This is a genomic window from Roseateles paludis (assembly GCF_039872745.1).
In the GTDB taxonomy this organism is placed as follows: Bacteria; Pseudomonadota; Gammaproteobacteria; order Burkholderiales; family Burkholderiaceae_C; genus Pelomonas; species Pelomonas paludis.
Window position 1 is genome coordinate 119996 of the sequence record NZ_JBDPZD010000001.1, and the last position, 12388, is coordinate 132383.

Sequence of the window (12388 nt, forward strand, 5' to 3'; positions counted from 1 at the left end):
AGCCGCGAATCGATGTCAGACAGCGCAATAGAGTCCATCCATCCCGTTTTGGAGGCTCCCATGTCCGCACGCACCACCCACCACCGCCTGCAGGTTGACGCCGCCCTGGCGCAGTTCATTGACGCCGAAGTGCTGCCCGGCACGGGCGTCAGCCCGGCAAGCTTCTGGGCCGGCTTTGACGCCATTGCCCACGACCTGGCGCCCAAGAACCGCGCACTGCTGGCCGAGCGCGACCGGCTGCAGGCTGAGATCGATGCCTGGCACGAGGCGCACCCGGGGCCGATTGCCGACATGCCGGCCTACAAGGCGTTTCTCACGCGCATCGGCTACCTGGTGGAGCCGCCCGCGCAGGTGCAAGCGACCACGGCGAACGTGGACGCCGAGCTGGCCCAGCAGGCCGGGCCGCAGTTGGTGGTGCCCATCCTGAACGCGCGTTATGCGCTCAATGCGGCCAATGCGCGCTGGGGCTCGCTCTATGACGCGCTCTACGGCACCGATGCCCTGCCCGAGCTTGAGGGCGCCACACGCGCCGGTACCTACAACCCGGTGCGCGGCGCCCAGGTGATTGCCTACGCCCGCCGCGTGCTGGACCAGGCGGCGCCGCTGGCCGTCGGCACGCACGCCGACGCGACCGGCTACCGCGTGGAAGGCGGGCAACTCGTCGTTGCGCTGAAGGACGGCACCGCCACCCGCCTCGCTGACCCGGCCACCTTTGCCGGCTACCAAGGCACCGCAGCCAGCCCCAGCAGCGTGCTCTTCGTCCACCACGGCCTGCACCTGGACCTGCACATCGACCGCAGCACCGCCATCGGCGCGAGCGACCCGGCCGGCGTGGCCGACCTGGTGCTGGAAGCTGCGCTCTCGACCATCCTGGACCTGGAAGATTCCATCGCCGCCGTGGACGCCGAGGACAAGCTCAATGCCTACCGCAACTGGCTTGGCATCCAACTGGGCACGCTGACCGAAGAGGTCAGCAAGGGCGGCAAAAGCTTCACACGCACCCTCAATGCCGACCGCGTCTACACAGCGCCCGATGGCAGTGCCCTGACCCTGCACGGCCGCTCGCTGATGTTCCTGCGCAATGTCGGGCACCTGATGACCAACCCGGCCATCCTGCTGGGTGACGGTGGCGAGATCCCCGAGGGGATCATGGACGCCGTCATCACGACGACCATTGCCCTGCACGACCTGCAAGGCCACGGGCAGAACGGCTTGCGCAACAGCCGCACGGGCTCGATCTACATCGTCAAACCCAAGATGCACGGCCCGGCCGAGGTGGCCTTCGCGGCCGAACTCTTCAGCCGCGTGGAGCAGCTGCTGGGCCTGCCGGACAGCACGGTCAAGCTCGGCATCATGGACGAGGAGCGCCGCACCAGCGTCAACCTCAAGGCCTGCATCGGCGCGGCGGCCAGCCGCGTCGCCTTCATCAACACCGGCTTCCTGGACCGCACGGGCGACGAGATGCACACCGCCATGCGCGCCGGCCCCATGCTGCGCAAGGGCGACATGAAGACGTCGAGCTGGATCCAGGCCTATGAGCGCAACAACGTGCTGACGGGCCTGGCCTGCGGCTTGAGAGGCCGCGCGCAGATCGGCAAGGGCATGTGGGCCATGCCCGACCTGATGGCCGCCATGCTGGAGCAAAAGATCGCCCACCCCAAGGCCGGCGCCAACACCGCCTGGGTGCCCAGCCCCACGGCGGCCACGCTGCACGCCCTGCACTACCACCAGGTCAATGTTGCCGCCGTGCAGCGCGAGCTGGAAGCGACCTCCCCCGAGAGCGACCTGCTGGACCGCCTGCTGACCATCCCGGTCGCCCCGCGCGCCGACTGGACGCCCGAGCAGCGCCAGCAGGAGCTGGACAACAACGTGCAGGGCATCCTCGGCTACGTGGTGCGCTGGGTGGACCAGGGCGTAGGCTGCTCCAAGGTGCCCGACATCCATGGCGTCGGCCTGATGGAAGACCGCGCCACCCTGCGCATCAGCAGCCAGCATATTGCCAACTGGCTGCGGCACGGGGTGGTGACCGAGGCTCAGGTGCGCGAGACCTTCACGCGCATGGCGCGGGTGGTGGACCAGCAAAATTTAGGGGATGCGCTCTATCTGCCTCTGGAGCGACATCCAACGGAACCTGCATTCCTGGCCGCGCTTGACTTGGTCTTCAAGGGTGAGCACCAACCTAGCGGCTACACCGAGCCCTTGTTGCACGCGTGGCGGCTCCAAAAGAAGCACGGCGGGGACTGAGTTGCAACCTCACGGGCAGCGCGGCCCAGGAATTCAGCCACTTGCCTCGAATCGCCGCATGTCGACTTGACAGACGCGCCCGAAACACCAGGGTTTGCCCACCCCTCACCTCGGCAGTATGACGGGGCCTTGGGTGTTGTGGCCATGCGACCCTGAGGTGTCAAACGGGTGACAAAGGTCACATCCCAGGGGGGTGTTCCGGCATCATTACTAAGTCGTAAACACGACCCACAAGAAGCGATGTACCCAGGTGGCCGAGCTTGAGCCGTTGAAGCTTGGTATCCAGACGGGGCATCCCTAGTCCGTGCTGCGTTTACGAGATGCGGCACATCGTCTTTGTCAATTCGGAGCAAGTTCCTATGAGTCATATCCATGGTCGACGCGGAGTACGTTGGTCCCGATCTGTAGTGGCTACAGCTGCTGGGCTTTGCCTAGCAGGGGTCGTGATGGCGCAAAGTACCAACGGCACCGTCTACGGCAGCGTGCCGCCCGGCACAGTGGTGGTTGTGACAAGCAACACCGGCGTCTCGCGCACCGTGACCGCTGGCTCGGATGGTCGCTACAGCGTCGCAAATTTGCCTGGTGGCGAATACAAGATCGAGGCCAAAGGCATCGGTTCCCGTGCTGCCACGGTGACGGTGGGCGGCGGTACCGACGTGTCCTTCCTGACGGCGATGGAAGCTGTGACGATCACAGGCACCCGCACGCTCACGATCGACACCACGCAGGTAGACACGCGAACGGTGTTCACCTCTGACTTGCTCACCAAGATCGCGGTGGGCCAGTCCGTCAACCAAGTGGCCTTGCTCGCGCCCGGCGTGATCAACAGCAATAGCTACAACACTCCGAGCACGACCTCCAGCAACAACAACCCGCTGGGCCGCTCGGCCATGGCCAATATCGGGAGCTTTGGCGGCTCAGCTGCTTCCGAGAACGCGTACTACATCAACGGCTTCCCGGTCACCAACCCGCTGACCAACATGGGCGCCACGACCCTGGCGTTCAACTCCATCGGGCAAGTTCAGGTCTTGACGGGTGGCTACGGCGCTGAATACGGTCGGTCAACCGGCGGCGTGATGAACGTGGTGACCAAGCGTGGCACCAACGAGTGGAAGGGCGGCCTGTATTCGATCTACAGCCCGAAGTCCTTCCGCAATCAGCCCCAGGACCTTTACTACCCCGACACCGGCAAGTGGAGCCAAGCCAGTCACTACAACACCTCGGCAGGCAACAACCCCAACAACTGGACCGACGGCACGATGTACCAATCGCGTGCCAACAACACGGTGGACAGCCTCGTCTACGGCGCCTACGTGGGTGGGCCCATCCTGAAGAACAAGCTGTTCCTGTTTGCCAACGTTGAGCAAACGCGCGATGAAGTGCAAGGCGTTCGCCAGACCCGTGTGGGGTCGCTGACATCGTCCAACGCTGCCCAGGGCTGGAGCGAAAGCACCAACACCTACCCTCGGGCGACCTTGAAGATGGACTGGAACATCACCGACAACCACACGTTGGAGTTGACCGGCATCCAGGACAACGCCAAGGAAAAGTACGCCTACTACGGCTACGACTACAAGACGCTCTCACACAACTCGACGAAGTTCAATGGCGACCACGTCCTGGCCGACACCTCGCGCCTGTACGTTGCCAAGTACACCGGCAACATCACGGACGACCTGACCGTCTCTGCCGTGGTTGGCCAGCAGAAGATCAAGCACAACCCGGATCCGCTGCCCGGCTACGACGCCACCAAGAACTACGTCACCATCTCCCCGACCACGGTGCCGGCGGCCTACGGCAGCATTGCCAACCCGCAGCCCTACCAGACGGTGACGGACCCCAGCACCGACAAGACCCAAGGCTTCCGCCTCGACGTGTCCTACGTTCTGGGCAAGCATGACCTGCGCTTTGGTGTGGATCGCTTCCGCGCTGACTCCGCGATCGGCAGCCGCAATAGCGGCCCGGGCGCCTATCGCTGGATCTACGGCCAGCTCAGCACGCCGACTGAGGCCATTGATGCCAGCCACGGCATTGGTTCTCCAGCCAGTGCTGGCGCAAACGGCGCCAATGGCTATTACGTCGACCAGTACTTCCTCTCCAGCGGCGGTTCCGTGAGCACCGTCCAAAAGGCGTATTACCTGGAAGACCGCTGGCAGATCACCAAGCGCCTGTTGTTGTCGCTGGGCTTCCGCTCGGACAACTTCACCAACTACAACGGTGACCACAAGCCCTACGTCGATCAGAAGAACAACAAGGCTCCGCGTATCGGTGCGGTTTGGGACGTGCACGGCAATTCGACGCTGAAGGTGTTCGGCAATGCCGGCCGCTACTTCCTGGCGCTGCCCAACAACGTGGCCATCCGCGGTGCCAATGCGTCGCTGAACTCGGACAAGTACTACACCTACGACAGCATTGGTTCGGACGGCACCCCCGTCGGTCTGCATCCCATCACTCCGGCCAATGGCGCTTCCGGTCTTTGCCCGAGCGGTACGGTTGGCGCCGGTTCGGTGTCGTCCAACCTCGAATGCGGTAACGCGCCTGACCCCGCAACCGTGGCCATCCAGAACCTCAAGCCCCACTATCAGGACGAGTTCATCCTGGGCCTTGAGCACGCGTTCTCCAAGCAAGTGTCCTGGGGCGCCAAGTTCACTTACCGTGACTTGAAGAGCGCCATTGATGACACCTGCCCGGAAGAGTGCCGGATCTTCAACCCCGGCGAGGCTGCCACCTTCCTGATCCCGAACGGCGATGGCACCTACACCAAGCAGGCTTACTCGGCCGCTGACCTTGGCTTCCCCAAGCTCAAGCGCAAGCTGGTGTCTCTTGACCTCTATGCCGAGTACAACAGTGGACCCTTGTTTGGCAAGTTGAACTACACCCTGTCGCGCAACTACGGCAATGCCGAGGGGCAACTCAACTCGACAGTGGACACGGGCACGGGCGGTCAGCAAGACGTTTCCGTCACCTCCGACTGGGACCTGCCTGAAATCATGGAAGGTGCCAACGGCTTGCTCCCCAACCACCGCAAGCATCAGTTCAAGTTCTTCGGCAGCTACCAGGCCAGCGATGAGTGGCGCATTGGCGGCTCGGCCATCCTGACGAGTGGCCGCCCACGCAATTGCACCAGCTACTACCCGTACGCCAAGGCCGGCATCTATAACAGCCCGATTTACTACCACTTCTGTGGCGTTCCGGGTGCTCAGACAGCCGTCAACAATCCATCGGTTACCCCCGACAGTGGTTTCGGAGCTTCGCCACGAGGCACCATGGGGACCACCCCGTGGATCAAGACCATCAACGTCAGCGTGACCTACACACCGGCCATGTTCAAGGGCTTCTCGCTGCAGGCAGACGTGTTGAACATCCTGAATGCTCAAACACCGACGGCCTACTACGAGGCTTCCACGAACTCTCGCAGCACGGTGAACCCACGCTACGGCCAGGTCATCTACTACACGGCTCCGCGTAGCTTCCGCTTCACCGCTCGCTACGACTTCTGATCCGGCGGCCACAGCAGTCAGTGCCCACTTGAAGCACTGACTGCAATAGCGACTGACCCAAGCCCTGGTGACCTCGGTCCCCAGGGCTTTTTTGTGTCCGGTGTTTGGCGATGTCACACCGGGGACACACACAAACCCGCGTTGCAAATTCTCCTCATCAGTAAAGATTTGGCGGCGTTCGCATCCAGAATTCGCGCACCGCAGGGCTGGGGCTGATCGGTGCTACCCGTACCGCTCGACACCTGGCTGTGGCTCTTCGTCAGACGCGACACCACCCGCATGCCGCGTCCGCCCGCCCGTCAAGGTCTGGCGCCCTGCTCGTTCATCCAGCGTCGTCGACGTCGAAGGCCTGTGTCCATTCAGGATGCAGGCTTTCGATGTGCAATCGGGATCGATCCGATCCCATCGTGGGCAGTTCACCGCTGCTTCAAGCTTTCGCATTGACGACCAACGAGTGGGGCGCCCTTCCACTGGCCGGGGCGCCACTAAGATGCCGGCCCGCATCGCCGCGCCCGCATCCGCCCTGTGACAGCTCCACCTTCCCCTCTTGAGCCCGATGTCCTCGTCATCGGCGCCGGCCCTGCCGGCTCGGCCTGTGCACGGCTGCTGGCCCAAAGTGGCAGGCGGGTGTGGGTGGTGGACCAACACCCCATGGGGCGCGACAAGACCTGTGGCGATGGCCTGATCCCCGACGCCCACCACGCGCTGGCCCGGCTGGGCCTGCTGGATGCCGTGATGGCGCGGGCCGAGCCCGTGGCCCATGTGGGCTGCATCGGGCCACGCGGCGGGCGCATCGATGTGCCCGGCTCGCTGGCCGTGCTGCCCAGGCGTGAGCTGGACGAGCTGCTGCTGCGCGCCGCCATCGACGCGGGCGCTCATTTCGAGCAGGCGCGCTTCGAGGCCCCGATCGAGGAAGACGGCCGCGTTGTCGGCGCCCGGCTCAAGCGCGGCGACGAGCTTGTCGATGTACGCGCGCCCTGGGTGGTGCTCGCCACCGGCGCCGTCCCCAAGGCCCTGCAGGCCGCCGGCATGTGCGAGCGCCACACCCCCAGCGGCGTGGCCCTGCGCGGCTACATCAAGGCGCCAAGCATGGTGGGGCGCATCAAGGCGCTGGAGGTCGTCTGGCACCAGGCCGTGCGGCCGGGCTACGGCTGGATCTTCCCGGCCCCGGATGGCTGCTTCAACATCGGCGTCGGCGTGACCGACTCGCACCGCGACCTACAAGGCAAGGGCAAGAAGAAGGACGTCAACCTGCGCGCCATCTTCGACGCCTTCGTCGCCGCCTACAAGCCCGCCCAACAGCTGTTGGCTGAAGGGCAGTGGGTCGGTGAGCTCAAAGGCGCCCCGCTGCGCTGCACGCTGACCGGTGCCCGCTGGACGCGGCCCGGCCTACTCGTCACCGGCGAGGCCGCAGGCAGCACCTACTCCTTCACCGGCGAGGGCATCGGCAAGGCGCTGGAGACCGGCATGCTGGCCGCCGACGCCCTGCTGGCCGCCTTTGACGACGACACCGCCGCTCGCGCCCGCTACGAGGCTGCGCTGACGGCCCTCAAGCCCAAGTTCGACCTCTACGAGCGCGCCAACCGCGTCAACGCCTACCCCTGGCTGGCCGACCTGCTCATCTGGCGCGCCAAGAAGAGCCCGCGCCTCTTGAAGCGCATGAGCGGCGTGCTCAACGAGACCAGCAACCCCGGCAACCTCGTCAGCCTCAAGGGCCTGGCCCGCTTGTTCACGGAATAGGGCTGCTCGCGCGCGCAGGGCGGCTACTCGCCCTGGCGACAGTCCCGTCACGCCGCCCGGCGCCTAGACTTGGCCGCCATGCCCGACACCCCCGCCCCGGCCCGCAATCGGTCGCCCTTGTGCGACTGGCGCCAATGGTTCTACCCCGGGCCGGCGCGGCAGTTCACGCCGGACGAGATGGCCCGCGCCGGCCAGCAGCCCTGGCCCGAGGGCATTGACGCCTACCTGCTGATCAATGCCCTGGTCATCGTCGGGGCGGTATGGCGGCCCAGCAAGCCCGCCTTCACCTTCTCTCTGGTGATGGCGGGCACCTTGATGGCCACGGTCGCCATCCTGGCTGTGGCGCGGCTGCTATGGCGGCAGCCCACGCGCAAGCTGCTCAATATCGCCAGCTACGGCGCGATGACGCTGGTGATGCTGGTCGTCGTCGTTCTGATGCTGGACCGGCAGCGCGCCGCCGTGCAAGCCCTGCTGCCTTTGGCGATTGCAGCTGTCGCTGTCAGCATCTCGGGCTGGTGGATCCTCACGCTCTACCGCGTGGCCCAGATCGAGGCCCGCCTGCGGGAACTTGACGAACAGGCCGAACGCGAGCGCCTGGCCTCGCAGCTGGCAGCGGCGCAGATCCAGCCCCACTTCCTCTTCAACACCCTCGCCTCGCTGCAACATTGGGTCGACACCGGTGACGTGCGCGCCGCGCCACTGCTGCGCAGCTTCACCGCCTACCTGCGCGCCACGCTGCCGATGTTCGAGCACGCGCTGCTGCCGCTGGCCAGCGAGGTCGAGATGGTGCGCAGCTATCTGGCCATCATGCAGGCGCGGCTGGGCGAGCGGCTGCAGTTCAGCATCGACATCGACCCGGTGATCCATGCCCAGCTGCCACCAGGCACCTTGCTCACGCTGACGGAGAACGCCGTCCACCACGGCATCGAGCCCCAGCTCGCGGGCGGCCGCATCGAGCTGGCCGGTCGCCGCGAGGGCGACACCGTGGTGCTGACCGTGCGTGACGACGGCGCCGGGCTCAACCCCGAGGCGCAGGACGGCGTGGGCCTGGCCAACATCCGCCGCCGGTTGCAGCAGGTGTTTGGCAGCCGCGCCACGCTGACCCTCCAGCAAGCGGCGCCCGGCTGCCTGGTCACCCTCAAGATCGCGCTATGACAACTGCCCTGATCGCCGACGACGAAGAAGCCCCTCGCGAGCAACTGCGCGCTGCCCTCGCGCGCCTATGGCCCGAGCTGCAGATCGTGGCGGCCAGTGCCAACGGCGCCGAGGCCTGGGACGACTGCCTGGCCCACGAGCCGCAGATCGCCTTCCTCGACATCCGCATGCCCGGCCTCTCGGGCCTCGAAGTGGCGCGCCGCCTGGCCCAGCTGGCCCAGCCGCCGCTGATCGTTTTTGTCAGCGCCCACCAAGACCATGCGCTCGATGCCTTCGAGGCCGGCGCCGTGGACTATGTCCTCAAGCCCGTGGAGGACGCCCGCCTGGCCCAGACCCTCAGCCGCGTGCGTCAGCGCCTGCAGCAGCCCGCGCCCGATGCAGCCCTGCTACAGCGCCTGCTCGCCCAGCTCAGCCCCACGCGGCCGGTACCGCGCCCCATCCAGGCCAGCCTGGGCCGCGAGGTCAAGCTGATCGCGCCCGACGAGATCGTCTACTTCGAGGCCGACAGCCGCTACACCCGCGTCGTCTATGGCGAGGGCGATGCCCTCATTCGCACCCCGCTGCGCGAGCTGCTGACCCAGCTCGACCCCGAGCAGTTCTGGCAGATCCACCGCAGCGTGCTGGTCAACAGCCAGCGCATCGCCAGCGCGCTGCGCGTGGACGAGAACAACATGGTCGTGACCCTCAAGGGCCGCGAGGAGCGACTGCCGGTGTCGCGGCAGTTTCAGGGGCTGTTCAAGGGGCAGTAGTTGGGGTGGTCGCGGCCGGCACCCGGGGCGCGCTGATGCCCACCAGCAGGCGCAGCCCCGGCACACGGCGCAGCACCAGGTAGGCCAGCGCACAGACCAACGCCGTCAACGCCAGCAAGGCCACCGCCTCCAGGGCCCAGGGCCAGTGCAGGGGCAGCAGTGCGCGCGTCAAGAGCACGATGACGGTCTGGTGCAGCACATAGGCGCAAAACACCGCCGCGCTCAGGCGCTTGAGCCCCGGCGTCTCGCGCTGGAAGACCTGCTGCGCAAACCCGCAGGCGGCCAGCAGCGCCCACCACGACATCAGCGCCCAGACGCAGCGGAAGATCCATCGCAACCACATCGGCGGCGGGCTGGCGGCGGCACCGCGGTAGTAGAGCTGCAGCGCGGCCCAGGCCACCAAGGCGAGCGCAAGGCCCATCCAGCGCCAGCGCTGCGCCTGCGGCCAGAAGCCTGCGGCCCACGGCGTGCGGCTCAGCCAACCCAGCGCGAACAGCAGGCCGTATTGGCAATGGTTGTAGAGGTCGTGCACCAGATCGTGCGTGACCGGGTAGCGCGGAAAGACGAGGAGCCGCGCGGCGATCAGCGGCACGGCCGGCAACACAAGCCAGGCCCACGCCGGCACGGCCCAGCGCGGCGCTTTGACGCGGCCCTGCAGCAGCCCAGCCAGCAACGCGCCGATCAGGCTGTAGGCCCACAGATAGGGCAGGAACCACAGGTGGTTCCAGGTCGGCACCACCATGCAGTCGGTGCCCCGGCAGTAGCGGCCGCCTTGCAGGTAAGCCCCCCAGAAGTCGAGGTAGCCGCCGTCGCCAGGCAGCTGGGCCGGCACCTTGGTCAGCACCTCTAGGAAAGCCTGCGGTGGCACGATCACGGCCATGCCAAACAGCAAGGGCAGCAGCAGGCGCGTGCTTCGATCACGCCAGGTGCCGAGCAGGCCGCGCTTGGCAAACAGCGCCTGGCAGGCCGCCCCGCCGATCAGGAAGAGCAGGCCCATGCGCCAAGGGGCGCTCAGCTGCATCAAGGCCTCCAGGCCAGGCACCACGTGCACGCTCTTCACATGCCAGTCCCAGCTCACGTAGTACATGCCCACGTGGTAGGGGATCAAGAGCGCAAAGGCGGCCACGCGCAGGCCATCGAGGAAGGGGAGTCGTTGGGTATTGATGTCCATGCCGCGCAGCGTGCCCGCTGCCGTGCATGGCGGCGAGTGCGGCGGGGCTAGCTGTCAGCGGGCAGGGCTGAGTTGCTTCAACAAATGCCGGCTGGCGCGCGCCACCCGCAGCGTCTGCCCGCAGCGCATGGTCAGCACGGCCTCGCCGCTGGGCAGGGGCTGGCACTGCATCACATGCTGCGGGTTCACGGCATGGCTGCGGTGCACACGCAGGAAGAGCCCTGCCCAGGCCGGCCGCGCCAATGCGGCCCCGAGCGTGCCGCGCTCCAGGTATTGCTGGGGCGGCAGGTGCAGGGCCAGGTAGTTGTCGGCCGCCGAGACCCACTGCACATCGCTCAAGCAGATGCGCAGCCGCTGCTCGCGCTGCTCCACCCACCACTCGCCCGGCGGCGCGGCCAGGCTGGGCTGGGGCGCAGGCCGCGCCAGTTGCTCGCGCACGCGCTGCAGCGCCGTGGCCAGACGCTCGGGCAGATAGGGCTTGTGCAGGTAGTCCAGCGCGCCCAGCTCAAAGGCCTGCAGCGCATGCTCGGTATGGGCGGTTGAGAAGATCAGGCAGCGCAGGCCACGCAGCCGCAGTTGCTCGGCCAGCTGCAGGCCACTGCCGCCGGGCATCTCGATGTCGAGGATGGCCAGGTCAAACGGGCCGGCCAGGCTGAGCGCGGATGGCGCATCGCCAGCCTCCTCGACCTCGGCCACATCGGCATGCGCGGCCAGCAGCCGGCGCAGCTTGGCGCGTGCGGCCGGCTCATCGTCCACCACCAGCACCTTCATGACAGCGGCAACTCCAGGTGGAGCCGCGCGCCCTGCGCAGTCGCCTCAAAGCGGCAGAGCGCCTGCCCGCCATAGCTGGTGGCCAGGCGCTCGCGCAGATTGCTCATGCCAAATCCGCCGCCGCTAACAGGTGCCGGGTCAGCCTGCTGCGGGCCCTGGCAGTCGCTGACCACATCGATGCAGAGTGCCCGCGCCGTGCGCGTGGCCTGCAGCGTCAGCACCACCGGCCCACGGTGGCGTGCCACATCGTGCTTAATGGCGTTCTCGACCGGCGACAGCAGCAACAGCGCCGGCAACCGGCAGGCGCGCGCGGCGGCGTCGGCCTGCACCTGGACACGCAGCCGCTCCTCACCAAAGCGAGACTGCATCAACGCCAGGAAGGGCTCGATCAGCGCCAGCTCCTCGCCCACCGTGTGTTCGCCGCGCTGCTGCGCCGCCAGGGTCTGGCGCAGCAGGTCGGCGAGTTGGCACAGCAGCCGGTCCGCCTTGGCCACGTCCTCGTACATCACCGAGGAGACCAGGTTCAGCGTGTTGAAGAGGAAGTGCGGCTGCACCTGGTCGGCCAGCCGCGCCAGACGCGCCGCCGCCAGCTCCCGCTCCAGCAAGGCATTGCGCTGCATGCTCCAGACCCCGCGCGAGATCATCACGAAGCTGGCGTAGGCCACCAGGTCCTTGCCGCCCTCGTAGACCAGCACGGTCGACCAGGGGCCAGGTTCGTAGCCCACACCCGCGAGGCCATAGACCGCAAAGCGCAAGCCGAACATGCCCAGCACATGCAGCACCACATAGCCCAGCGCGCCCGCCGCGTGCGCGGCCCACTGCTGCCCCCGGCTGCGGCCGCGCAGCCAGCCCGTCAGTGCGTGCACGGCCAGCGCCAGGCCCGCCACGCACAGCACCGAGCTGAACTCCCACAGCAGCGGCTCCCAGTCGCGCGTGCCGTGGCCGCGCCGGTAGTCCTGCAGCGCCGCCACCGACATGGAGGCGCCCACGCCCAGCCAGATCAGCGCATAGGGCAGGCGCCAGGGGCGGGGCAGCAGGGGCTCGCGAGGCATGGGCCT

At 66.9% G+C, this 12388-nt stretch carries 8 protein-coding genes; 5 read left to right on the forward strand and 3 right to left on the reverse strand.

The window, feature by feature from the left end:
* The first annotated feature begins 60 nt into the window (after positions 1-60).
* The 5 genes from ABDJ85_RS00640 to ABDJ85_RS00660 all read left to right on the forward strand — a co-directional run bounded on the left by ABDJ85_RS00640 (position 61) and on the right by ABDJ85_RS00660 (position 9388).
* Positions 61-2244, forward strand: a complete 2184-nt coding sequence (locus ABDJ85_RS00640; RefSeq protein WP_347702794.1) for a malate synthase G — start codon at positions 61-63, stop codon at positions 2242-2244.
* A 446-nt stretch (positions 2245-2690) separates the two neighbouring features.
* Positions 2691-5744: a TonB-dependent receptor gene (locus ABDJ85_RS00645; RefSeq protein WP_347702795.1), complete on the forward strand. Its 3054-nt coding sequence runs from the start codon at positions 2691-2693 to the stop codon at positions 5742-5744.
* A 525-nt stretch (positions 5745-6269) separates the two neighbouring features.
* A complete protein-coding gene (locus tag ABDJ85_RS00650; protein ID WP_347702796.1) occupies positions 6270-7484 on the forward strand; it encodes a geranylgeranyl reductase family protein in 1215 nt (404 codons plus the stop codon).
* Between the two features lie 78 nt (positions 7485-7562).
* Positions 7563-8639 (forward strand): sensor histidine kinase, encoded by a 1077-nt coding sequence (locus tag ABDJ85_RS00655; protein ID WP_347702797.1) that lies wholly within the window; start codon positions 7563-7565, stop codon positions 8637-8639.
* The gene (locus ABDJ85_RS00660) at positions 8636-9388 is read left to right on the forward strand and encodes a LytR/AlgR family response regulator transcription factor (protein WP_347702798.1); all 753 of its coding nucleotides are present in this window, start codon (positions 8636-8638) and stop codon (positions 9386-9388) included. The genes ABDJ85_RS00655 and ABDJ85_RS00660 overlap by 4 nt, the downstream gene beginning before the upstream one ends.
* Here the strand turns inward: ABDJ85_RS00660 and ABDJ85_RS00665 are convergent.
* The 3 genes from ABDJ85_RS00665 to ABDJ85_RS00675 are packed head-to-tail and all read right to left on the reverse strand — an operon-like array spanning position 9375 to position 12382.
* Positions 9375-10559: an acyltransferase family protein gene (locus ABDJ85_RS00665; RefSeq protein ID WP_347702799.1), complete on the reverse strand. Its 1185-nt coding sequence runs from the start codon at positions 10557-10559 to the stop codon at positions 9375-9377. The genes ABDJ85_RS00660 and ABDJ85_RS00665 overlap by 14 nt on opposite strands.
* Positions 10560-10613: 54 nt before the next feature.
* Positions 10614-11330, reverse strand: a complete 717-nt coding sequence (locus ABDJ85_RS00670) for a LytR/AlgR family response regulator transcription factor (protein WP_347702800.1) — start codon at positions 11328-11330, stop codon at positions 10614-10616.
* Entirely contained in the window at positions 11327-12382 is a 1056-nt protein-coding gene (locus ABDJ85_RS00675; protein WP_347702801.1) for a sensor histidine kinase, read from the reverse strand. Before ABDJ85_RS00675 ends, ABDJ85_RS00670 begins: the two co-directional genes overlap by 4 nt.
* Between the last annotated feature and the right edge of the window lie 6 nt (positions 12383-12388).